General features: G+C 39.6%; 21 protein-coding genes and 1 pseudogene. 6 read left to right on the top strand and 16 right to left on the bottom strand.

From position 1 onward, the window contains the following. The first annotated feature begins 138 nt into the window (after nucleotides 1-138). From DSM106972_RS31115 to DSM106972_RS31095, 5 genes are all read left to right on the top strand, one after another. The gene (locus DSM106972_RS31115) at nucleotides 139-5,880 is read left to right on the top strand and encodes an AAA family ATPase (protein WP_127084330.1); all 5,742 of its coding nucleotides are present in this window, start codon (nucleotides 139-141) and stop codon (nucleotides 5,878-5,880) included. A gap of 286 nt (nucleotides 5,881-6,166) precedes the next feature. Next, entirely contained in the window at nucleotides 6,167-7,267 is a 1,101-nt protein-coding gene (gene galT, locus DSM106972_RS31110) for a galactose-1-phosphate uridylyltransferase (protein WP_127084329.1), read from the top strand. A 15-nt stretch (nucleotides 7,268-7,282) separates the two neighbouring features. Continuing rightward, complete coding sequence (locus DSM106972_RS31105; RefSeq protein ID WP_127084328.1) at nucleotides 7,283-8,377, top strand: M24 family metallopeptidase; 1,095 nt, start codon at nucleotides 7,283-7,285, stop codon at nucleotides 8,375-8,377. Nucleotides 8,378-8,417: 40 nt separating this feature from the next. Further along, the gene (gene galK, locus DSM106972_RS31100; RefSeq protein WP_127084327.1) at nucleotides 8,418-9,518 is read left to right on the top strand and encodes a galactokinase; all 1,101 of its coding nucleotides are present in this window, start codon (nucleotides 8,418-8,420) and stop codon (nucleotides 9,516-9,518) included. An 89-nt stretch (nucleotides 9,519-9,607) separates the two neighbouring features. Then, the gene (locus tag DSM106972_RS31095) at nucleotides 9,608-10,114 is read left to right on the top strand and encodes a DUF6335 family protein (RefSeq protein ID WP_325052230.1); all 507 of its coding nucleotides are present in this window, start codon (nucleotides 9,608-9,610) and stop codon (nucleotides 10,112-10,114) included. Nucleotides 10,115-10,132: 18 nt separating this feature from the next. On the opposite strand, the gene DSM106972_RS31090 is transcribed toward DSM106972_RS31095, so the two are convergent. Then, nucleotides 10,133-11,569 carry an MFS transporter gene (locus tag DSM106972_RS31090; protein ID WP_127084326.1) on the bottom strand — a complete coding sequence of 479 codons (1,437 nt, stop codon included), beginning with the start codon at nucleotides 11,567-11,569 and terminating at the stop codon, nucleotides 10,133-10,135. Nucleotides 11,570-12,059: 490 nt separating this feature from the next. On the opposite strand from DSM106972_RS31090, the gene DSM106972_RS31085 reads away from it, so the two are divergent. Further along, nucleotides 12,060-12,434 (top strand): cupin domain-containing protein, encoded by a 375-nt coding sequence (locus tag DSM106972_RS31085; RefSeq protein WP_127084325.1) that lies wholly within the window; start codon nucleotides 12,060-12,062, stop codon nucleotides 12,432-12,434. 21 nt (nucleotides 12,435-12,455) lie between these two features. Here DSM106972_RS31085 and DSM106972_RS31080 read toward each other — a convergent pair whose 3' ends face one another. The 15 genes and pseudogenes from DSM106972_RS31080 to DSM106972_RS31015 form a co-directional block, all read right to left on the bottom strand. Next, nucleotides 12,456-12,992 carry an NUDIX domain-containing protein gene (locus DSM106972_RS31080; protein ID WP_127084324.1) on the bottom strand — a complete coding sequence of 179 codons (537 nt, stop codon included), beginning with the start codon at nucleotides 12,990-12,992 and terminating at the stop codon, nucleotides 12,456-12,458. A gap of 15 nt (nucleotides 12,993-13,007) precedes the next feature. After that, nucleotides 13,008-13,412, bottom strand: a complete 405-nt coding sequence (locus DSM106972_RS31075) for a hypothetical protein (protein ID WP_127084323.1) — start codon at nucleotides 13,410-13,412, stop codon at nucleotides 13,008-13,010. 261 nt (nucleotides 13,413-13,673) lie between these two features. Beyond that, nucleotides 13,674-15,062 (bottom strand): ABC transporter ATP-binding protein/permease, encoded by a 1,389-nt coding sequence (locus DSM106972_RS31070; RefSeq protein ID WP_127084322.1) that lies wholly within the window; start codon nucleotides 15,060-15,062, stop codon nucleotides 13,674-13,676. A 9-nt stretch (nucleotides 15,063-15,071) separates the two neighbouring features. Beyond that, complete coding sequence (locus DSM106972_RS31065) at nucleotides 15,072-15,581, bottom strand: hypothetical protein (RefSeq protein ID WP_127084321.1); 510 nt, start codon at nucleotides 15,579-15,581, stop codon at nucleotides 15,072-15,074. A gap of 4 nt (nucleotides 15,582-15,585) precedes the next feature. Then, nucleotides 15,586-15,795 carry a LysM peptidoglycan-binding domain-containing protein gene (locus DSM106972_RS31060; protein ID WP_201800806.1) on the bottom strand — a complete coding sequence of 70 codons (210 nt, stop codon included), beginning with the start codon at nucleotides 15,793-15,795 and terminating at the stop codon, nucleotides 15,586-15,588. 93 nt (nucleotides 15,796-15,888) lie between these two features. Further along, nucleotides 15,889-17,013 carry a phosphate ABC transporter substrate-binding protein PstS gene (gene pstS / locus DSM106972_RS31055; protein ID WP_127084319.1) on the bottom strand — a complete coding sequence of 375 codons (1,125 nt, stop codon included), beginning with the start codon at nucleotides 17,011-17,013 and terminating at the stop codon, nucleotides 15,889-15,891. Between the two features lie 70 nt (nucleotides 17,014-17,083). Continuing rightward, on the bottom strand, nucleotides 17,084-18,376 hold the full coding sequence (locus DSM106972_RS31050; RefSeq protein WP_127084318.1) for an HhoA/HhoB/HtrA family serine endopeptidase: 1,293 nt from the start codon (nucleotides 18,374-18,376) through the stop codon (nucleotides 17,084-17,086). 98 nt (nucleotides 18,377-18,474) lie between these two features. After that, a complete protein-coding gene (locus DSM106972_RS31045; protein WP_127084317.1) occupies nucleotides 18,475-19,866 on the bottom strand; it encodes a lysophospholipid acyltransferase family protein in 1,392 nt (463 codons plus the stop codon). An 81-nt stretch (nucleotides 19,867-19,947) separates the two neighbouring features. Then, complete coding sequence (locus tag DSM106972_RS31040; RefSeq protein WP_127084316.1) at nucleotides 19,948-20,286, bottom strand: PepSY domain-containing protein; 339 nt, start codon at nucleotides 20,284-20,286, stop codon at nucleotides 19,948-19,950. Between the two features lie 82 nt (nucleotides 20,287-20,368). Next, nucleotides 20,369-21,325: pseudogene (locus DSM106972_RS31035) on the bottom strand (HAD-IC family P-type ATPase); the annotation flags it as partial. Next, complete coding sequence (locus tag DSM106972_RS55040; RefSeq protein ID WP_267901180.1) at nucleotides 21,294-21,422, bottom strand: hypothetical protein; 129 nt, start codon at nucleotides 21,420-21,422, stop codon at nucleotides 21,294-21,296. The pseudogene DSM106972_RS31035 and the gene DSM106972_RS55040, both read right to left, overlap by 32 nt. 37 nt (nucleotides 21,423-21,459) lie before the next feature. Next, nucleotides 21,460-21,798, bottom strand: a complete 339-nt coding sequence (locus DSM106972_RS31030) for a PepSY domain-containing protein (protein WP_127084315.1) — start codon at nucleotides 21,796-21,798, stop codon at nucleotides 21,460-21,462. Between the two features lie 148 nt (nucleotides 21,799-21,946). Beyond that, nucleotides 21,947-22,138, bottom strand: coding sequence for a hypothetical protein (locus tag DSM106972_RS31025; protein WP_127084314.1), 192 nt, complete (start codon nucleotides 22,136-22,138; stop codon nucleotides 21,947-21,949). Between the two features lie 82 nt (nucleotides 22,139-22,220). Continuing rightward, nucleotides 22,221-23,633, bottom strand: a complete 1,413-nt coding sequence (locus DSM106972_RS31020) for a sensor histidine kinase (RefSeq protein WP_127084313.1) — start codon at nucleotides 23,631-23,633, stop codon at nucleotides 22,221-22,223. After that, complete coding sequence (locus DSM106972_RS31015) at nucleotides 23,626-24,309, bottom strand: response regulator transcription factor (protein WP_127084312.1); 684 nt, start codon at nucleotides 24,307-24,309, stop codon at nucleotides 23,626-23,628. Before DSM106972_RS31015 ends, DSM106972_RS31020 begins: the two co-directional genes overlap by 8 nt. Nucleotides 24,310-24,730 lie beyond the last annotated feature (421 nt).

Raw genomic sequence — 24,730 nt, 5'->3', positions numbered from 1 at the left:
GCTAGTTCAAGCTCTGCATTTTGGGGGAAAAGAGCTAGTTTAAGCCCCCCTTATTAAGGGGGGTTGGGGGGATTATAATTATTAACTGAGTAGTATTGATTAGAAATTGCATCCCTACAATTTAGAGTATTAAAGTACATGGATATTTTAGGTTATGATTGTAGGGAAATAATTTACGAAAGCGAAAGCTCGTTGATTTACCGCGCGCAGCGAAAAGTAGATAACCAGCAAGTTATTCTCAAAATTCTCAAACCCGCTTATCCTAGCCCAAAAATACTAGCTCAGTTCCAACGCGAGTATGAAATAACTAAAAATCTTAGCTTAAGAAATACCATAGATGTCTACAGCTTAGAAAGCGAGCGGCACCAATGGCTGATGGTATTAGAAGATTTTGGTGGTCAATCCCTGACAAGATTAATGCAAGGTAAACAATTTACTTTAAACGAGTTTCTACCGCTTGCTATTGAAATTGTTGACATTCTCGGTCAGGTACACAAGCGAAATATTATACATAAAGATATCAATCCATCTAACATTGTTTGGAATCAGAAAACAGGTCAACTTAAACTAATCGACTTTGGCATTTCTACAGTTCTTCCCAAAGAAGTTTCAACTTTCCGCAATCCAAATTTACTAGAGGGAACCATCGCGTATATTTCTCCAGAGCAAACTGGAAGGATGAATCGCGCTATTGATTATCGCACAGATTTTTACTCGCTGGGAGTCACGTTCTACGAATTACTAACTCTCACGTTACCCTTCCCTACTCAAGATGCGTTGGAATTGGTGCATTGCCATATTGCTAAACAACCTGTGGCGCCGCACAATCACAATATAGACATTCCTGTAGTAATTTCTGAGATATTACTAAAATTAATGGCAAAAAATGGCGAAGACCGCTACCAAAGTGCTTATGGAATTAAGGCAGATTTGGAGGAATGTAGAAGGCAATGGCATACAGGGAAAATTAACTCCTTCAAGCTGGGTCAACATGATGTTTCACGCTTTCAAATTCCCCAAAAGCTTTATGGAAGAGAGCAAGAAATTAACACTTTGTTAGCTGCGATGGAGCGCGTTAGTCAGGGTAATGAAATGATTCTGGTGACAGGATATTCTGGCATTGGCAAGTCATCTCTAGTGCAGGAAATTTATAAACCAATTACGAAGCAGCAGGGATACTTTACTTCGGGTAAATTCGATCAATTTCAAAGAAATATTCCTTATAGTTCGTTCGTTCAAGCGTTTCGTTCTTTAATTCAACAATTACTTACAGAAAGCCAAGTCAAAATTGATACTTGGCGAGAAAAGCTGTTAACTGCTTTCGGCGCCAACGGACAAGTGATAATTGATGTGATACCTGAAGTGGAATTAATTGTTGGTCAACAACCAACAGTACCAGAACTGGCGCCAGCAGAAGCTCAAAATCGCTTTAATTTGGTGTTTCAAAACTTCATCCAAGTATTTACCCAAGCAGAACACCCACTTGTTCTGTTCTTAGATGATTTACAATGGAGCGATATTGCTTCGTTAAAATTGATTGAACTGTTAATGACAGCTTCATGCAATCGCTATTTTTTGATTATCGGCGCCTATCGAGATAACGAAGTTAGTGTAAGTCATCCATTGATGTTGACGATAGATGAAATAAAGAAGCTTGGAGCAACTGTTAATGACATATTACTTACCAATTTAAGTTTACCCAACATTACGCAGTTAATTGCTGATACTCTTAATGCTTCTACTGAAGAGGTTAAACCATTAGCAAAATTAGTACTTGATAAAACTCATGGTAATCCATTCTTTATCAATGAGTTTTTAAAGTTACTTTATAGTACACAGTTATTTAAATTTGACTATCAAAGTGGCGCCTGGGAATGGAATTTAGCACAAATACAGATCAGCGAAATAACTGATAATGTTGTTGAACTAATGGCTAGCAGGGTGCGGCAATTGGGAGAACAAACGCAAGAGGTATTGAAGCTAGCTGCTTGTATTGGCAACTCTTTCAACCTCGAAACCTTGGCAATTGTTTATAAAAAATCTCCTAGAGAAACTGCATCTGACTTGTGGCAAGCAATAGCAGAAGGTCTAATTTTGCCTTTAAGCGATACTTATAAATTAATCGATTTTGATATTCAAGGTTTGGCAACAGATGTTAACGTCGAATACAAGTTTGCCCACGACCGCATTCAGCAAGCAGCTTATTCATTAATTCCTGGCGCCCAAAAGCAAGCCGTGCATTATCAAGTAGGGCGATTGCTTTTAGAAAACACACCATTCCAACGAGAGCAGAAAATCTTTAATATAGTTAACCACCTGAATTTAGGCTGCAATTGCATTATACAGCAAATAGAAAAGGACAATTTAGCTCAATTAAATCTCAAGGCAGGAAAAAAAGCAAAAGCATCGACGGCCTATGAAGGGGCATTAAGATACTTGATGGTAGGAATAAACTTGTTGGGAGAAAGCTGGCAAAGACTTTATGACTTAACCTTAGCACTGTATGTAGAAGCAGTGGAGGCAGCTTACTTATGCGGTCAGTTCGACCAAATGGAGGAATTAGCCTCAGTCGTACTACAAAAAACTAGTATACCGCTCGACAAGGTGAAAGTCTATGAAGTTAAAATTTCTGCTTACAGTACACAAAATCAAATACAAAAAGCAATCGATACGGGACTAATAGCATTGAAGCTTTTAGGAGTGAGTTTACCGAAACAACCCAGCAAAATTGATATTTTACTTTACCTATTAGAAACAAAGCTAGCATTACTCGGAAAACGAATCGAAGATTTAATTGACTTGCCCCAAATGAGCGACAAGATAGCACTAGCAATAATGCGGATTCTATCAGCTATTACTCCTGCTGCTTACTTCGCTACTCCTAACTTGTTACCAATAGTTATTTTTAAAGGAGTAAATTTATCGATTAAGTACGGTAATACAAATTTATCAGCAATGACGTATGCGTGTTACGGTCTAATTCTTTGCGGTAGATTAGGAAATATTAGAACTGGCTCTGACTTCGGTAATTTGGCATTAGAATTGTTAGACAAGTTCAATGCTCAAAAAATTAGACCTAAAGTAACTTATATAGTTAATGGCTTTGTCAAACATTGGCACTCACATGTTAGGCAAACATTACCATCTCTACTTGAGAGTTATTTCAGCGCAATAGAAATAGGAGATTTACAATATGCTAGTTATTGTGGATTTAATCACTCTTTCTATTTCTATTATGTAGGTAATGAGTTAGGGTTTGTTTCTCAAGAAATAGCAAAATTCAACGAATTTATTCATAAATTTAAGCAGGAGCTATATTATGAAAGTATATTAATGACTTGGCAAACTGTTTTAAATCTAATGGGATATTCTGATTGTCCATATCGTTTAGTTGGTCAAGTTTATAATGAAGAAGAAACCTCACTGAGTCAACTTGAGGCAAAGAATAACCAAAACATGATTTTTCAGCTATACTTTGATAAGTTGATGCTTTGTTACTTGTTTGAAAAGTACCAACTAGCTCTTGAATACGCAGCTATAGCTGAAAAATATTTAGATGGTTTAGTCGGAACTCTATGTGTTCCAGCATATCATTTTTACACTTCACTTATTCAACTTGCAATATATACGAATGCCTCCAAAGTAGAGCAAAAGCGATTATATCGAAAAATGCAAGCAAGCCAAAATAAAATAAAAAAATGGGCGCATCATGCCCCAATGAACCATTTAAACAAGTTTTTTCTTATAGAGGCAGAGCGGTATCGAATTTTAGGACGAGAAATTAAGGCAGCAGATTGTTATGACAAAGCGATTGCTCTTGCCCAAGAAAATAAATATATTCATGAAGAAGCTCTTGCCTACGAGTTAGCGGCAAAGTTTTATCTAGATGCGGGCAAAACTACTATTGCTGAAGCTTATATGCAGAATGCTCGCTATCATTATTTAATTTGGGGCGCCGCTGCCAAGGTAAAAGATTTAGATAAAAAATACCCACAATTACTCAATAGAAAGTTAGAAGCAACAACTCCAATTATATCGACGATTACATCACTAACTAAAAGTTCTAATGCACTCGATTTCGATACAGTGATGAAAGCCTTGCAAACTATTTCTAGCGAGATTATGCTAGACAGTCTGCTGGTAAACTTAATGAAAATAGTCATTGAAAATGCAGGCGCCCAAACTGGTTTTATTCTGTTGAAAAAGCAAGAACGATTACTTACTGCCGCTCAAGGTAATATAAACAAAGATGAGTTTATAGTCATTCAAACAGAGATAAATAAAAATTATCAGCTACCCATATCCTTAATTAATTACGTAGAAATAACTAAGGAGGATGTAGTTTTAAATGATGCAGTCCATCAAGGAAGATTTACAAACGACCCTTACATTATCAATAATCAACCACAATCTATTTTATGTGTACCTATTATCAATCAAGGTCAACTCATTGGTTTACTTTATTTAGAAAATAGTCTAAGTAAAGGTGCATTTACACTTGAGAGATTAAAAGTATTAAAACTATTATCTTCTCAAGCAGCTATTTCTTTAAAAAATGCTCAACTTTACGAAGAGAAAACTGCCCTTAGTATAAACTTGCAGCAAGCACATCTCGCATTAGCCGAGTCCAACCAAACTTTAGAACAAAAAGTTATTGAGCGTACCCAAGAACTTTCGCAAACACTAGAAGTGCTTAAAGACACCCAAGCCAAACTAGTATTTGAAAACGATTTGCTCAGAAATGCAGAACAGCCTTCGACCTACGATTACCAAGTTGGAGGCAGTTTACCAATGGACGCTCCCACTTATGTAGTGCGTGCCGCAGACCGTCACCTTTATAAGGCATTAAATCTTGGGGAATTTTGCTACATTTTAAATGCGCGACAAATGGGTAAGTCAAGTCTCATGGTACGCATGATGCACCATCTTCAGCAAGAGAAGTTTAGCTGTGGGGCAATAGACTTAACCCGTTTTGGCAGTGAAAATATAACCCCTAACCAATGGTATAAAGGGTTAGCGGTAGAGTTATGGCGAAGTTTTGGATTGCTCTCAAAGGTAAATTTTAAAGCATGGTGGAATTCACACCAAGATTTATTACCCGTCCAGTGCTTGAGTCTATTTATCGAAGATATTCTACTTCAGGAAGTTAAAAGTGAGAAAATTTTTATTTTTATAGATGAAATAGATAGTATTTTAGGTTCAAATTTTCCAGTTAATGATTTTTTTGCTTTCATCCGCTTCTGCTACAACCAACGTACCATTAATCTGGAATATCGGCGTTTAACCTTTGTTCTATTAGGAGTAGCAACACCAACAGAATTTATAGTAGATTATAAAAGAACACCTTTTAATATTGGTCAAGCAATTCAGCTAGAAGGTTTTAAAGACCATGAAGCTCAACCTTTGCTTCATGGATTAGCACAGAAAGTTAGTAATCCACAAGTGGTGCTGAAAGAAGTTTTACTTTGGACAAATGGTCAGCCTTTTCTAACTCAAAAACTTTGTAAGCTGATTCGCAATTCTTCATCTCCTATTCCCACAAATCAAGAAGCAGAATGGATTCAAAACTTAGTGCAGGAGTCGATTTTAGATAATTGGGAATGCCAAGACCAGCCAGAGCATCTAATAACTATTCGCGACCGCATCCTGAGAAGTGAACACCAACCTGCTCGACTACTAGAAATTTATAAACAAGTATTGCAACAGGTCGAAGTTGCCGCAGTTGACAGTCCAGAAGAAAGAGAATTGCTTTTATCAGGACTTTTGATTAAGCACCAAGGTTGTTTAAAAGTGCATAACCGTATTTATAAATCGATTTTTAACAGTAGTTGGATTGAACTACACTTAGATAAAATAGTAATATATAATACCAGATATTAGGCGAACAGAATTATATATCGCGTCTCTACATCGTTTGATAGAGATATTTATTGCTCTAATTCAGATACAACTTTTATGGTAAGCAATCAGTTTCCAAAAAATAAACTATCTATTTGTTTTGTATTGTGGAGCTTGTATTGTGGAGCGGGCATCCTTGCCCGCCTCATATATAAGGTACCTAGTTATAGGGTACTTAGATATAGACAATAGACAGTAGACATAGGACGGGCAGGGATGCCCGTTCCACAAGAAAAGCATAGAAAATTGTAAAAGTTGTATTGAAAAAATGTATACCCAAAAGCTGATAAAGCCTGATGGTCGTAACTTAACGTTATATAGTAGATTTCCAATTGAAGGGGAAATAACTGCTCCAAGTCCTAGTAATGAACCAGTGCAAGCAAACCCTCATCTACGCTGGCACCCATTACGAGGTGAATGGGTAGCTTATGCAAGTCACCGTCAAGGGCGTACTTTTATGCCACCTCCAGAATATAATCCTTTGGCGCCGACTAAAGATGAGAAAGTTCCTACAGAGCTTCCTGAAGGAAATTATGATGTTGCAGTATTTGATAACCGCTTTCCTTCTTTAAATTTAACGGCACATAACCCACCACAATCTATTGTTGATACTTTACCTGCTAATGGCGCCTGTGAAGTAGTAGTTTTTACTCAAGACCCGAAAGCGTCTTTAAGTTCATTAGAACTATACCATTTAGATTTACTACTACAAGTTTGGGGTGAACGTGTACGTTGCCTTGGTGCAAATGCAGAAATTCAGTATGTTCTACCTTTTGAAAACAAAGGTGTAGAAGTAGGGGTGACACTGCACCATCCCCACGGTCAAATATACGCTTATCCATTCGTTCCTCCCGTTCCCGCTCGAATGCAACAAATGCAGCAGCGATTTTATGAGGAACATCAACAGGGATTATTAGCGGATTTGATACAAAAAGAGATAGCTGATAACAAACGCATTATTTATCAAGATGAACACGCTATCGCCTTTGTGCCAGTATGCGCGCGCTATCCATATGAAGTATGGTTGGCACCAATTTTACCAGTTTCCACTTTTCATTACCTAAGTTCAGAACAGCGGTGGTCACTTGCTAAAGCTTTAAAAACAGTGACGCTTAAATATGATGGCTTGTTTGGGCGCCCGTTTCCTTATTTAATGGCTTGGTTCACTGCACCAACAGATGGAAAAGCACATCCCGAAGCGCATTTACACGCCGAGTTTTATCCACCATATCGCACAAGTGAAAGACTTAAGTATTTAGCAGGAACGGAACTTGCTGCGGGAATGTTTGCTAATGATGCACTTCCAGAAGAGAAAGCCAAAGAGTTACAAGCAGTTTCCGTAAATATCGAAGAACTATCTCGTTTGTAAAAAGGGTGTAAAAAAATGAATCGGTATAATGACGAAGTATCTACCAAACTCGAATTTATCCGCCAAACTCTTAAAGAAACTGGCGCCCAAGGTGTGTACTTATCTGGTACAGACTGGTTTGCTTGGGCAACTGCTGGCGCCTCGAATACAGTTTTACTTACTGCTGAAACTGGCATAGCATCTGTATTGGTAACACCTGAAGATGCTTGGGTATTAACAGACGAAATTGAGGCACAACGTTTACAAGACGAGGAATTACCATCTAACTTAAAATTACACATCTATCCTTGGGCAGATACTAACGCACGTAAGTCATTTATACGTGATGCAACTGGAGATGGAAAAGTATTAAGCGACCGTCCGACTGAAACACAAAAGCCATTACCTGAATCTTTACAACAATATAAAAGAGTAATGATGCCAACTGAGTTAGAGCGCTATCGCGAAGTAGGATGCAAAGCAAGCGAAGCAATGACAGAAGTACTACAAGCAGCAAAACCAACTTGGACAGAATATCAATTAGCGGGTGCAGGTGCAGAAGCGCTATGGGCAAGAGGGTTACATCCAGCTTTAACACTTGTAGCAGGAGAAAGACGTTTACCGCTATATCGTCACGCTACACCAACAAACGAACCGATTGGAGTCAAAGCAATGATGGTATTTTGCGCGCGGGGGTATGGTTTGTATGCAAATCTAACCCGTTTCGTTTCTTTTGGTACAATTCCACATCAAGAAAACGAATTGCATCGTGTTTGTCGTGAAGTTGAAAGCGTAGCATTAAATAAGTGTAAACCAGGAACTGCTTTAAATGAGGTTTACCAAACTTTATTCTACGCTTATCAACAACACAATTTTCCCAATGCAATCCGCGAACATCATCAGGGAGGAACGACTGGATACCTAGCGCGAGAAATTGTCGCAAATCCCACTACAACTGATACTTTGAAAGAAAACATTGCTGTTGCGTGGAATCCAAGTCTCGCAGGTGCAAAAATTGAGGATACTTTTGTAATTAGTGCCGATGGGAAGTTGGAGAATTTGACTTATGATGCCAACTTTCCTAGCGTCGAAGTAGAAGGAAGATTACGTCCACTTGTTTTAGAAGTTTAATATTTAGTATGATTTCTTTTACAAATTTACTATTGAAACTATGAATTTTCAAACAATATTTAATCAAAAATTACCATCTGTTGAAGCGTTGGCGCCTGGAAGAGTTAACTTACTTGGTGAACATACTGATTACAATGACGGGTTCGTTCTGCCTACAGCAATTCCTCAACAAACGATAGTACAAATTGGATTAAGTGATGATAGAATGTACCACTTCTATTCAGAAAATTTAGATGAGCGAGTAGATATTAGAGAAGAGTCTTTTAGAGCAGGTGAGATGCAAGAGGAATATGCAAGGTATATTTTTGGTTGTATTCAAGTTTTAAAAGAAGTTGGGTATACAATATCACCTATAAATCTGTACGTTAAATCCTCAGTTCCCCTAGGTTCGGGGTTATCCAGTAGTGCAGCATTAGAGGTAGCAACTCTTAGAGGAATACGTCAACTTTTTAATTTGCCTATCAATGATGTAGAAATTGCCCAGTTTGCACAAAAGGCTGAAATTCAGTATGCCCATGTACAATGTGGGATTATGGATCAGATGGCTTCGAGTCTGGCTGATACTGAACACATGCTGTTTTTAGACACCCGTACTTTGGAACGTCGTATTTTACCTTTGCCTGAAGGCGCCAAGATTGTGGTGATAGAGAGCGGTGTCCCTCGTACTTTAGCTGGTAGTGGATATAACGAACGACGTGCAGAGTGTGAACAAGCAGCGCAATTACTGGGAGTGAAAGCTCTACGAGATATTACTGATGTCAACTTGGTAGAAACGTTACCAGAACCGTTGCGACGACGCGCGCGTCATGTTGTAACAGAAAATAATCGTGTTTTAGAGGCATTACAAAATGTCGAGACACAGACGCGACATGTCTCGTCTCTACAACAATTTGGGGAATTGATGAATGCTTCGCACGCTAGCTTACGTGATGATTACGAAGTTTCTGTACCTGCGCTCGATACATTAGTCGATATATTGCAGAAAACTCCGGGAGTCTTTGGTGCCAGGTTAACAGGCGCCGGATTTGGAGGTGCGACTGTTGCTTTGGTCGCAGCAGGAGAAGAGAAAAATATTGCTGAACAAGTCCTTGAACAATACAATCATGCTGGTTACACCGGAAATATATTAGTAGGCGCCTAAACTTTACTCATATCAACTAATAAATTTTCATCCTCAAAGCGGATTTTAATGATTTCATTTTTAGATATTTTGCATTTATAGGTATTTGGATGATTCGGAGCATTATGGCTGACTCGACTAGCAAAACAGACAAGAAACTAAATACAAGGGTCGAGGGCAATATTTTAGATATACCCATCGACGAAGATATTGACCTTGTTTCTGATATACCCGTAGAAGACACAGACAAAGAGATTATTTCAGATTTACCCCAAGCAATAACTGAATCATTTGGAACGGGTGTTGCCGTAGAACCTGGGCTAGAAATTGGCGGACGCACCATGCATGACCGTATGGAGCAGTACACATCGACTAGTCCAGAACTAACAGGAGGTGATATCGATGCTCGTTGGGACCAGGCTGAAGCAGTTGGTGACGAAGCAGTAGGGGGAACTGTTGCGACTCCCGATCAAAACATTGTTCAAGAACTCGGCGCCGCTGTTGGTTTAGATTATGATGACGGGGTATCGCTTCAAACAATCGATATTTTGGATGAACGTGATTCTGGTAGATGGGAATTAGACCCTATGTCCTCAGAAGATTATCAAGAACGTTGATATGTAGAGACAAGCAACTTATGGCAACGGGCTTTTAGAATGTGGAAATAGCACTTGCCAAAGCTGACCCAAAGGTATAGAACGCTGCTCCCAAATAAATAACAATGGTAGCAGTGCAAAAAGCCGCAGACCAGCAGAGAGAGAAAATAGCACGTCCCAACCATCAGTACTAGCAAGAGTTGTGCTAACACCACCAACAATGATTCCCATTGCTCCAGTGACACCCGGAACTGCTGCTGCAAGTGCAAAGTAAATAGACCTGTTCGCTTTTTGCGCCACTCCCATCAAAAGATTGCCGCTGCACAAGTCAATTGCCGCCCAAGTGGCGCCACCTAGCAAGTGCAATAATGGGAACCAAATCCAAAGAGAAACTGCGTTACACCCACCAAACAGCCACAGTAAAGGTGTTAGCGCTACCAAAATTCCCACCATTACCAAAAGCGGACGATTCCCAACTCGGTCGGCCAGCTTACCCCAGAAAATTAACATGAGTAAATTGGCGCCTGTTCCCAAACTGTTATAAATCGTGACCACGCTAACATCTATAGACAGTTTTTCCAGTAGGTAAAGGTTAAAGAAAGGAGCGCTGACATTAACAGCAAAGCTCCATAAACCAGAGTAAAGTAGAAATTTCAAAAAATTAGTATCTTTGAGGAAGCTAGCAACAGTCTCCCACCCTTCTAACGGAACTGTATTTTTACTTGATAAAGATTCTTCTATCGGATTTACATCAGTCATCAAAAATTGATAGCCCAGACTGATTAGCGCAAACACAATTCCTATAATCAAGACCACCCCAAAGCCTTGCACTCTTCCACCAGGATATTTTGATACCACTAATCCCAACAACGGTACCGCCAAAAGATTCATTAAGTTAATGGAACTATTGCGAAAGCCAAAATATCGTCCTCGCAAACGCTCTGGTACTAAAGCAGCCATCCAACTAACACAAGAAGCACGACCAAAAGCTTCAATGATATTAGTCAGTAATATAATTGCCAATGTCAACTGTACCAACAGAACATGGTCAATCAGATGGAACTCGTTACCGCAAAAAATAGCGAGCGCAACAATCAACCATAGCAACCGCGACGATAAGAAAATGCTTATCGACCACCTTCTTCTGCTAGTACTTTTATCTGCAAAATAAGCTCCTAGTGGTTGAAATAGGTTTAGAAGTTGAGGAATAGAAGCAAGCAAACCAATAAACACCGGACTGGCGCCCAAATCTAGCAAGAAATTACTTAGTAATACGCCGCCAATAATGCTGTAAAACAGGGTCGCGAAAACACCTTCAATAGTTGATGCTCGAAGGCTAGACCTAATTTCTGGTTTAGAAATTTTTTGAAGCTTCTCTGCAACAAGTACGCTTTCTGCTAATATCCTTTGATGACTTTGCTCAAAGGTTATAGGACATGTTAAAAATGAAATTTCGTCTCTGACTTCTGAATTCATATTTATAGCCAATATTGCAAGAGGGTAAAGGAGCTTACTTCAGCGCTTTAAACCAGGTGCCTTATTAAAACAGAGTGTTTTTGCGCTCCTCTTAAATCTCGCGTGCCATTTTATTATCTATCTTGCGATAGAAGCAAATACTACAGAATACGATATAATCCACGCATGTTATAAATTAGCACATGAATCAAAAATTGACAATTGTAATTAGTTATTCCTGTCTTTATAGTTAATTTACAGAGGCTCTTAACATTACTTAACGAAGGTAAGCACGTAAGTATTTATACAATACAGAACAGGGAAATTACAGGCTGTAAATCAATCGATGCGTTGCGTACTAAAATTTTACCTAGAAACCTGGTTTCTTTGTTGATAGCATGTAATAAAAATGACGATTTGCGTGGAAACCAGGTTTCTTTATGTAAATAGCGAAAACAAATAATTTAAAATTGTTTTTAAAATTGTTTATATAAAAAATTGGATTACGGTAATGCAATCGAGCCAGAATGAAGTTATTTTTGGTAACGCGAAAAAAGAAGGTGCAAGTCGTGGGGGTTGGTTTATTGGTCACTTTATCAACCCGGATGACGCTCGTTACACTGAAGAACTTGAGGTGAAATGGGCTATTCACAAAGCAGGCGAAAATAGAACGCAATGGGCAGTAAACAATGAAGCCACTACGCTATCTATTTTAATAAATGGACGGTTTCGGCTGGAATTTGAAGATAGAGAAATTGTACTATCTCATGAAGGCGATTATGTTTTGTGGCGCCCAGGTGTTTCCCATACCTGGGAGGCTGAATCTGATTGTACTATTCTGACTGTTAGATGGCCCTCTTTGTCAGGCGATAGTGTAGCAAAATAAATAATAGAAAAGTATTTATAGTTAACGTTTGGCAGCTTTCAAAATCAATGCACAACTAAGAGCGTGGGTAATTTTACTATCCATTACCATTTGCACAGCAGTATCTAAAGGAACATGAAATTTTTCTATTATTTCTGTACCTTCTTTATGTGCTTCGACTGTTGTTAGCTGCTTCGCTAAAAACATATGCACACAGCAACGTACAATCGATGTATCTAAATCAACTACGCCTAAATCAATTAATTCTGAGGCGATAATGCCAATTTCTTCTCTTAGTTTTCTTCGTGCAGCTAACTGTCTTGGCTCTTTCTCCTCGACTGTACCAGATACAACTTCAATACTTTCTTTACCCAGTGCATAACGAAATTGTTTGGTCAGATATACTTTGTTATCATTATCTATTGGCAAAATAGCAACACCTGGTTTCATTTTAACAATGGCGTACATTCCAGGTATATTATTAGGCTGAACCACTTGGTCTTCACGAATGCTAATAAATGAATTGTGGTACTTTACTTTTGTTTGTTGTATCGTCCAAGGCCCATGTTGTAGTGGCATTTTAAATTAACCTGGTTATTTTACTTCTGATATAGCTGATTTAGGTGAAGCAGAGGAATATACAAATATGGTGAATAAAATGGCGAAAATTAGGTTAATAACACCTGGGAGCAAATAAAATGGGTGAATATTGCCTACAATAGTATGATAAGCCAAGATAGAAAAAACCGAATATTGTGCGTAAATTCCTAGTTTTACAATGCTGAAATTCTCAGAGATATCTTGACCAACCCACCAATAGCCAATCCCAATAACAAATACTAATGCTAGAAATAGATGTGAATATTCAGAATTTACTAGAGGTTCTAGATTAAGTGACTTACGAATCCATTGGTCTGATAATAACAAAAACACAGATTCGACCCAATTTATCACAGCTTTTAACTGAAATACGTATTTCCATGTAGTTTGATTATTCATACTTTATACCAATTAATTGTTAAACAAACTCCTGCTAACTATAAAATAATAAGATAGGGGGTCAATCCCCACAGCCGACAAAAGCAAACTTGAGATATTGCAGCATGTAATAGTTTACAGGCTCTTTTAAGAATAGTTTCAGTAATTACGCTCTGACTTCTTCCTTTAGAAATGTTTATGTATTAAATTATTCTGTAACCACAAACACAAATGTAGAGACGTGATTAATCACATCTCTACAACACAAAAAATAGATAATATTTAACAAACTTCAGCAGAATTATATTCTCTGGTTGGCATCAACTGCCAATTAGAGTCACCATCCAGCTTTAAAACATATTCATGATACTGCAATAAGCTAGAGCGGTGCCCAACACTAATTATAGTAGTTCCAGTAGCTTTCAATTGTTGATACAGGCGCCGTTCGTTGTTAATATCTAGCGCGCTCGTTGCTTCATCTAAAATAGCATAGCTCCTAGCACTTAGTAACAGACGGGCAAAAGCAAGACGTTGTTGTTCTCCCAAGGATAGGACGTTTGCCCAGTCGAGTTCTGCATCAAACCCTCCAACTCGTTCTGGTAAGTCTTTTAAATTTACCTCTTCCAAAACTTGATGCAATTTACTTTCACTGATATTAGGGTCGGTATTGGGATAGAGCAACTGACTTCGCAAAGAACCCAGTACCATATAGGGACGTTGCGGCAAAAACATCATATCTGTCGAGGAAGGGTGAATAATATGACCTGTTCCCGCATTCCATAAACCTGCAATTGCACGTAAAACAGAACTTTTACCGCTGCCACTGTGCCCGACAATGACCATTCCTTCTCCTCGGTTGATGGTGGCGGAGAGTTCACGAATTAAAGTACGTTGATAATTGGGGGTGAGTAAAGTAACTTGACGTAAAGCTAATTTGGAGTTTTCCGTCATATCGATAGTTGTCATTCCTGTTGCGTTTGGAGATGGTGTTTTTAAAGCACTATGCAAACTATCCAGACGCTCAACTCCTGCTGCAAAAGCCGTCAAACTTTCAAACTGGCTAACTATAATAGATAAAGCTCGGAAAATTTGCTGAAATGCAATTGCTGCCTGGGTAAATTTCCCAAATTCCGCATTACCCGCAAAATAGATCGGCGCCACAATAATATATGGTAGCGCAGAAACAAAGTAATCGTAACTGACGGTAAAGAAGCCAAGATTTCGCTGCCAGTTAATCAACAAATCGAAGTTACGAATGGCGCCTATAAACCGCTGTTTTAATTGAACTGACTCTTGGGCTTCACCTTGATAAAAGGCAACAGACTCGGCGTTATCTCGAACATGAATAAGACCATAACGAAAATTAGCTTCTTGTTTAAGCTGGTTGAAGTTAATAATAATTAATCTTTGACCTATGTAAACTGTAATAACTGTTCCTATAATCGCATATAAAATTAGCGTAACAGATAAAGTAACAGATATAGATAATAATACACCCGTAAAAGAAACTAGAGTAACAACTGATGTAAGAATCAATAATAGAAAAGAAAGACTAGTCCTAGTAAATGACCTAATACCCAAATTTTTAGGGATTAATGAACTAAGCAAAAGCAATAAAGGTATGGCTAATAAACCGTTTAAAGAATACAGCCAGGTTTTTTTAAGGTTCATTTGCTAGAATTAGTTCAAGAAAACATCACCTGTTGTTTCAACTCGCATTGCAATTTTATCGTTACCAAAATAAGTCCCTTCATCTAACTTAACTTCTAGTAGTCCAGGTGTTGTTTCCCCTTGAGGTTTAACGGTAAGCAGTCCCTTATCCCGGCGCCGGAAGCTAATAGCTACAGAAACTGGTAGGTTTTTTAGGGTGACAGTTGATTTCCCTAAAAGAGTGCGTTGGTTGGTATGTCCAATGACTTCGTATGTAAGTGCAGCGTTAGTTTTGTTAGTCAGCTTCACGTTGACTTTTCCATTTACAGGTACAACCGTAGCGCTTGGAGTTTGCAGTCCTTCAGGCATAGGTGGGATAACAAACAAATTATCATTATTAGACTTATGCACTTGTTGAGCTTGGGCGCTTTGTGCTAAGGAAATAGGTATAACAAATGATGTTAACCCAATTAATAAACTTCCACTAATTGCTCCGAAACGCACAAAATTATTTTTGATAGAGTGCTGAGATTTAGTCATACTATTACTTTTCTGTAGGTTTGTACAAGTTTTGGTTTTTCTCTACTTCTTTCTCATTAATAGATTCAGGAAGGGGGATATAAAGTGTTATCCCAGGAGTGATGAAAATAATATCTGGATTAGCTTCATAAATTAATCTCCACATACTGGGCTGTCCATAAAATTGTTCGGCTATTTTTGGTAGTGTGTCTCCATACTTTACGGTATAAAACATAAGTGAATTATTGAGAATCATTCAATCATTTACCAAAACAGCTTTTGAAGTAATGGTTTTGCTCGTCAAACTATGTAAAATCCAATCACGTATTTATGAGACAATACGATTAGCAGCAGCTTTTGTTTTTTCCACAACTTTTTCCGGCAGGGGGATATATCCAAGTTCTGCACTGAATTTCTGCCCATCGGTTAATGCCCATTCAATTACACTCTTGAGGGTTTCAGCTTCCTTTCGGTCTTCATAGTTGTCGTAAGCCAAAAGCCAGGTGTAAGTAACGATGGGGTAAGACTCGGCGCCTTCTGGGTCAGTAATAAAAGCAACTAAGTTTTCAGGTAATTCTACTGCTGCCAATGTTTTAGTCGCAGCTTCTGGTGTTGGCACAATGAAGTTACCAGCTTTATTTTGTAAAGCAGCCATTGCAAGATTGTTCTTTTTAGCAAAGCTATACTCTACATAACCAATGGCGCCTTGGTTTTGTTGAACTTGAGCGGTTACACCTTCGTTACCCTTAGCACCACTACCTGCTGGCCAGCTTACACTTCTACCGGCGCCAACTTTACTTTTCCATTGGGGACTAATAGCACTCAGATGTTCAGTAAAAACACTGGTGGTACCGCTACCATCGGAGCGATGCACAACATTAATTGGTAAGTTTGGTAATTTAATATCCTTATTCGCGTTTGCAATTCTGGCATCATTCCAATTTTTGATATTACCCAGAAATATATCGGTAAAGACATCTCTTGGTAGCCTTAAACCTGTTTTGACATCGGGGATGTTGTAAGCGACTACTATAGAGCCAGCTGTCATCGGTAGCAAAATAACACCTCGTTCGACCTTGGCAATTTCTTCCTTTGTCATTGCCACATCACTCGCTGCAAAATCAACTGTACCCTTAATGAACTGTTGTATCCCAGCACCACTGCCAATAGATTGATAGTTAATCAGCACATTGGGATTTTTCTTGTTGTACTCTGCAAACCAAAGCTGATACAAAGGAGCGGGAAAACTTGCCCCAGCGCCAGTAAGAGTGATACTAGCACCAGCATCTGCAACGGGAGAGGCAGCAGGGGTTGTCGCTCCTGTTGGAGTTTGTTGCGCTTGTGGTTGACATGAAGCGATACCGAGAGCAACTGCTGCTGTGGATAGAATAAAAGTGCGTCTCGTGAAGCGAAGTTTCTTTCTATTACCGATTTTTCTGTATTGAATTGGCATAGTTTCCTCAATGCAAAGCTACAAAGGTTTAAAAAATCAAAAATTGAACGCGCGCTTTGAGGCACGTAATTTAGTTCATTGCTCTATTTGAAGGAATTGCACCAGTCCGCACAGATATGTCCATATTTCTTCCCTGGCGCCGCAATTGTAAGCGTAAATTCTCACCGACAGAGCTATTTTCTACAGTTTGTTGTATTGTTTGAGAGTCTGTTACTGAGTTACCATTAAGCCTTTGAATAATATCGCCAGCACGTAACCCGGCTCTAGCAGCGGGAGAATCAGGCACAACTCTGACGACTAAAACACCAGCTTCAGTATCTACCTTCATTAGACGGTTGGGGTCACTATTAATTTCTTGTTTAAGTTCTGGGGTAATGGTCAACATTTGGATTCCCAGGAAAGAATGTTCTACCTTTCCGTTAGCTATCAGTTGATTGGCGATGCGTTGAGCAGTATTAATAGGTATAGCAAAGCCTAATCCTTGGGCGCCTTGAATAATCGCTGTATTTATGCCAATCACTTCACCCTGTTGATTTAATAATGGACCACCAGAGTTACCAGGGTTAATTGCAGCATCTGTTTGAATAAATCTCACACGTTTATCGGCAACACCAACAGCACTACTAGAGCGTCCTGTGGCACTTATTATACCAGTGGTAACAGAATTATCAAGACCGAGAGGATTACCAATAGCTATTGCCCATTCCCCTGGTGTAAGTTGATCTGAGTTACCTACCCGAACAGTTGGTAGACCTCTTGCTTGAATTTGGATAACTGCGACATCGGTTACTGGGTCTGTTCCTAACACCCTACCCTCAAATGAGCGTCCATCCTTCAACCTGACTCTCACCGTTTCGGCGCCGTCAACTACATGGGCGTTGGTAAGAATACGACCATCGGAACTAACAATAAAACCAGAACCAGTACCGCTTTGCGTTCGTCTGCGCGGTTGCATTGGCTCCAATCCAAAGAAATCACGAAACAATGGGTCGTTGAAAATCTCTGGTACACGATTCGTTACAGTTCTTGAAGCATCAATCCTGACCACAGCAGGTCCAACCTGGTTTACAGCAGTAGTAACGAAGTTGTTATTAGCAACACCTGGTAAGTTAGCTTGAGCAGTTTTACTATTTGGTACAGAAACTTCTTGAGAAGCAAGTTGTCGTGGTGATATTGGATTGCGTGCTAACAAATAGCCACCTGAAAGGGTAATGCCGCTTCCTAATAATACTAAAGATAAATGAGTAGCTGTCTTTTGCCAAGAAAACCTTTTTTTAGTTTCGTTGTTACCCGAAGGCTTAACCGGGGAGATATCGCTACTTGGTTCGGAATTATGCTCAAAATAACGTCGTAAAAATTTCATTGTAACACCTACCACAAGCAATTTAGTAATAAATCTTGATAAAGTATTTTCCTTCAAAGTATGAAACTTTCGTTTATTTACAATTTGCTAGTAAAAAGTTAACTTACCAAAGAAACTTTTTGTGGATTTGGGTAAGTCGGAGATATGATACTTTCTAAAGCTTTCTGTAAGTATTGCGTTAAATTATTAACAGCTTGACGGCGATTACTACAGTATTCATCCCAACGTTGGCAAACAGAAATTTCTTCACCTATGGTAATTTCAACCCAACGCTGACCCAAATAAGGTTGTTTTGCCTTACCTCCTTTCAGATTATTAACTACATTCCACAGCAGCAAAGTGCTTTCAGCAAAGCGTTCAAATGTCGGTTTTTCTTGAACATAGTCGGTAAGTAATCCCCAAAAGCTCTCAGCTAAACGCATGTGCCATAAGTGGATGTTGGTCATTTCTACAATGTGATTAGCAATACCATTTTCCACTGCGGGTAAAACTTGCTTTTTGTCAATATCTTCGCGATAAATCCAGTCCCAAGCAGCTTGTTCAATGCGATGGCGCCGCTCAATAAAAGTGCCAAGAGGTCGTAAGCCAAAATAGCGTTCTGCTGTATTTAGTGCTGCATTTTGAACAGCATGTAACCGCTCATTTAAACTACCGACTTCTGGTAAAGGTTGATGATAAAAGCGAGTATAAAAGTCTTCTAACATAGATAATATGTTATAGCTTAATCGAATTAACCGCGAAGTGAGTACTTTGTCCCGACTTTGCTTAGTTTTTAATCTCGTCGGCTCCCTTACAATAGTCAGCCCACAATCTGTTTCTAGCTGGCTTATTAGCATAGACAGAGCTTCCCAATTAGGTTGAACATAGTAGTACTTAATACCAACGGGCAAAATCACCACTTGCTCAAATTCTCCTTTCTTCAACAAATCTGACTTGCACCAAAATCCAAGTTGGGCAACACCAGGTTCAAGGCAATTCATCCGCTCACTGCAACCATTAAGAGTACCTTCTGGCGCCGCTGCCATTGGTAAAGAACCATTAGCAAATAAATCCCGTGCCGAACGCAATCCCACAAGGTCAATTTTGCCTCGGTGAATGGGTGTGGCGCCTATTCGAGAGAAAAACCAACCTGCAAACGAACCAGCCCAAAGAGGAATACCACGTTCATAGATAAAGTGGGCATGGGTGGGGTGGCGTAGTGGAATATCATGCTTGTGAGCCTCTTGCGGTAAAATATGGGCAAGCAAGTAATGCAAGCAAGCAGGGTCATCCAAAGTTGGATGGCGAAAAGCGATAAGGAAACGGGTTTTGCCTGATTGAAATTGGTGATAAAGTTTTGCTAAACGTTCTACATCATTAGCTTGAATGTGGCTAATTTTCCGATGATACCGCAACCAAAAGGGAAGCACTTTCTGACTAGTATTTAGTACTGATGTATTAAAAACAGGAGGAATAAATTGCAGGGGAGGTTGCACAGTCTTTACTTGCATAACATACCTTCTAATTAGGTTGGTGAAATTGAGAACCAAAGCTGCAAGCGAAAAAACAGGTAATGGGTAATGGGAGAAAAATTAATTAGTTATCCAGTCCTTGATGAAGCTAAAGTCAACTAAATTCCTAGCTTCTTCGGTTTTAATGATTTGCCTTGTGTTAGCATCAACGTAAACTTCTGAACCATTGTTGAGTTCTGCTTCCCATGCCAACTTATTATTTTCATGCTCTAAACTGATGTCAGTCACCGTCTTACCAGGGTTAGCGGCTTGAACTGTTTCAATCGCTTGGGTAATTGTCACAGTAGGCACTTTATCATGGTGAGAAGCATGAGCAGGTCTGGTTTCCAGCCATAAACTTCCTCCCAGAATCAAACTTATTACTCCAACGGCGCCAACAATTTCTTGCTTAATTACCATAATTAAACCTGAATGAAGTTAGGCAAGTGTGCGATTTGCTTATATCTTCATCTTAAATAGGCTTTCTAAGAAAACGATGAGAGAACCAAATACAGTACTTTGTATTTAAATAAACTATAACGGCTGCTTTAATTGAGGCAAAGTTGTCATCAGTAAGTAGCATATCAGCAGCTTCCTTTGCTACCTCCGTTCCTGCCATACCCATCGCAATACCAATATCGGCTTGTTTCAAGGCGGGTGCATCGTTAACTCCATCCCCCGTCATGGCGACAATTTCACCTTTTGATTGTAAAGCTTCTACTAAACGCAGCTTTTGTTCTGGTGCTACGCGCGCGAATACAACGCCATCTTCTGCAACTTGTGCGAGTTCTTGGTGGTTCATTTGAGCAAGTTCGGCGCCGGTAAATGCCAGCACTGACCCATTTTTACTGATGTCCATACGAGTTGCAATTGCCTGCGCTGTTACAGCATGGTCGCCGGTAATCATCTTTACCTGAATACCTGCTTCTTGACAGGCTTTCACTGCTTTCATCGCACTTTCGCGTGGCGGGTCAATCATCCCCTGCAAGCCTAAGAAAATCAACCCACTGTCAATATCAGGATGATCTACCGTAGTTTGCTCATTTGGTGCAAGCTTCTTTGCCAACGCCAACACCCGTAAGCCTTGGCGTGCCATAATATTGACTTCCCGCTCGATAGAGGAGGTATTTAAAGTCTCGACGCAGTCAATAGGTCTGATTTGTCCCTTGCTATTTAACATAAAGGTGCAGCGCTTGGCTATTGCCTCTAGTGAACCTTTGATATAAATCGCCTTACCCATTGGAGTTGCGTGCAAAGTCGCCATGTACTGAAACTCAGACTCAAAAGGAATTGCATCCAGTCTCGGCATTTGTTGTTCTAAAAGCGGCTTAATTAACCCCGATTTATTAGCAGAGGTAATCAAAGCTCCCTCAGTAGGGTCGCCAACAACTACCCATTTCTCATTTTTAGTTTCCAAGTGAGAGTCATTACATAACAGTCCGGCAGTGAGACATTCCTGTTTCTTCTACAGGTAAAGAATGCCAATTTGCAAGCAGCTTGTCTTGCATTGGGCTAACTTGTTTCCGAACTTGATGGGTAGATACAGCTCTAGTCATGAGTAAACTCCAATTACAGGGTTATAAATTAATTAGGCTAATTAGGCATCCAGTTTGCTAAGAAAGGAACATCTTTCAAATCCCAGCCTTGCTCAGTTTTAATAATTTCTTTTGTGTTGGCATCAATATACACTTCTAAATCATTGTTTAGTTCAACTTCCCATGCCAAATTATTATTTTCACGCTCTAAATTGACATCAATTGCTTTAGTACCTGGGTTAGCAGCAAGAACAGTTTCTACGGCTTCAACCATTGTTATAGCAGGTACTGTGTCGTCAGTAGAAGCTTGAACCGGTTGAGTTCTCAAAAACCAATTGGCTCCAAGCATCACAGCTAATATTCCACAAGCAGCCATTATTGTTTGCTTAATCGTCATAACTAAACCTCATGATTTAACCTTTGATTTATTGGCTCACAACTTCATCTTAGAGAGACTTTTTAAGAATACGATGAGAGTAATAAATAATTGTAGGTCGGCGCCTGTCGTTGCATCTGTCTACGCGCTCCCTACAATTTATCAACTATTAAAACACTAGCAATAATACGCCAATCACTCCCATCCAAAGGACAGCAGAGAAGACAAGACCCCACAAAAATCCTTTCATTGCATACGGATAGCAATCAATAATATATTCACTACCTTGAGTTTCAGATATTATATGTTCAGATATTTGCTGTGATAAATCCGCATCCAAATTCATTTCACTTACTTTCATGGTCTAACTCCATTGCAACTCGCTATATTTTCAAGTTACAAGACGAGATTAAGAAAACAATGAGAGGCGCCCCGAAGCGGTATTAGAGCTTATCAATATTAACTTGAGCAGTTGGTAGAGTAACGGTAAAAGTAGTTTCTTTGTTAGGAATGCTGTCAGCAGTAATATTACCACCATGCAAGCGAGCAATTTCGTGAGCAATCGCTAACCCCAAACCGGCGCCGCTTTTTCCGGAGTTACGCGCTGAGTCTGCCCGATAAAACCGCTCAAATAAGTGAGGTAGATGCGATTGAGCAATACCTACCCCTGTATTAACTATCATCACCTGCACTACATTTAAGTACAAATTGGAGCGCACCCAAACAACACCCCCTTGTGGCGTGTATTTAACAGCGTTGTCTACCAAATTCAAAAACAAACTAATCAACTGGTCGGGGTCACCCTGCACCCACAAATCAGGGGTCAAATTATTTAACAACTTAATTTGTTGTGATTCTGCAGCATGTTGCACTTGTTCTACAATCACTTCCAACAAGTCGTTTAAGTCCACAGCTAATGGCTCAAAAGGCAACTGTCCTCGGTCAATCCTTGCTAGTAACAATAAACCATTGCTAAGTCTAATTAGCCGATCTACCTCTTGTTCTAAGTCCTGTAAGGTTTGCTCGTATTCTTCAGTTGTGCGCTCCCGACTGCGAGTTACATCTATACGTCCCTTAATAACCGTCAGGGGAGTACGTAATTCATGGGCTGCATCAGCCGTAAATCGTTGTTCCCGCTCAAAACCTGCTTGTAAACGTTCTAACATCTGGTCAAAGGTGGTTGCCAACTGTCCCACTTCATCTTTTGCCCCTTTGTAGTTTAAACGTTGGGCGAGGTCAATAGCACTAATAGCTTGGGCAGTTCGGGTAATTTGACTGATAGGTCGCAATGCTCTTGATGAGAGAAATAAACCACCACAAGCAGCAACAATCAGTATCAATGGCAATGAAAAAAACATTTCCCTAGGTAATTCATGGGATATTTCTGTCAATGCCTGAAGAGATTTTGCTATTTGCAACCAGCCAATAATCTCACCTTGACGAATTACTGGTTGACTAATTAGGCGCCAGTCAGCTTTACTTGTTGCCAGCCTTGTATATCCACTGATATTTGGTATCCACAGAGGCACTTCTTGGTATTTGCCAAAACCATCCACAATTTTACCTTGGGGAGTAATCAGGCGTACAGCAAATCCAGCTTCTACCAAACCTTGTGCAGTATTTTGTAAACTTGGCTTGTCCACAAAAGCAAGAGCATTACCCTCATCCTTTAAATAAACCAAAGATTGAGAACCTGCTATTTGCAAAGCAGTATCCGCCTTGCTAATTATTTTACGCTCAAGTCGAAGATACAAATAGCCCGTGAACCCGCTTAGAGTCAGCGCCAACAACAGCAGATACCAGGCAGTTAATTTTACACGTACAGGAATATGATTCAGCCACTTCAAATTAATCATTTGCAGTATGTGCGCTGAGGCAATATCCTACACCACGTACTGTGTGCAGGAGGGGCTTATCGAAACCGTGGTCTATCTTGCGTCGCAAGTAGCCAATATAAACATCAATAACATTGGAATTTTCGTAAAAGTCAAAATTCCAGGTATGTTCGGTTATTTGGCTACGAGTAAGTACCTGACGAGGGTGACGCATAAAATACTCTAACAACGTAAACTCACGGGGGCTGAGGTTGATACTTTTTCCCGCGCGGCGTACTTCCCTAGTCGCAACATCCATCTCCAAGTCTCCAACGCGCAGTACTGTATCCTGTTGCATTGGGGGACGACGTAGTAAAGCACGCAAACGCGCCAATAGTTCGCTCAAAGCAAAAGGCTTAGACAAGTAGTCATCGGCGCCAGCGTCTAGACCTTGAACCCGGTCTTCTATTGCATCGCGCGCGGTTAATAGCAGTACAGGGGTTTTAAGACCTTGCGTTCGCAATTTCCGCAAAAGCTGTAGACCGTCAATTTTAGGCAACATTATATCGAGTATAATGATGTCATACTCTGCTACCAAAGCATAATTAAGTCCTTCCTCACCATCAGTTGCTACATCTGTTGCATAACCCGCTTCGTTCAACCCCTGACTAATAAATTGAGCAATGCCAGGTTCGTCCTCAACCAGTAAGACGCGCATGGGTAACTGTTCTGTTCAAATCGTATTACTTTTATTAAACAACACCTTTGCAAAAAAAGGGTTATCTCAATCACCTCTAAGCATAAATCCTTAAACTTGCAATAGTTAGTAACAAAAAATACCTTTATAAATCGCTGCTATAGTCCTCTATAAGAAGACTTATGCTTTTAGCCTGGGGACTTATAGTCCTAGTGTTCCATGTCATTAGTTTTGGGGTGTAGGAAAATTGGCAACGGATGATTCTAGGATGTAACGAATGGTTGATTTTTAATAATTAGATGAGCGTTTGTAACCAATAACTTATCCGTTACATCCGCTCTGATCCGTTGCTAATCAACACACCAAAATTAATGACACAGGCCACTAGTGTTCCATGTCATTAGTTTTGGGGTGTAGGATAAACCCTTTTGAGCTTAATTCT

The sequence above is a fragment of the Dulcicalothrix desertica PCC 7102 genome (genome assembly GCF_003991905.1).
GTDB classification, from domain to species: Bacteria; Cyanobacteriota; Cyanobacteriia; order Cyanobacteriales; family Nostocaceae; genus Dulcicalothrix; species Dulcicalothrix desertica.
This window is presented reverse-complemented; position numbering and strand designations above follow the sequence as displayed.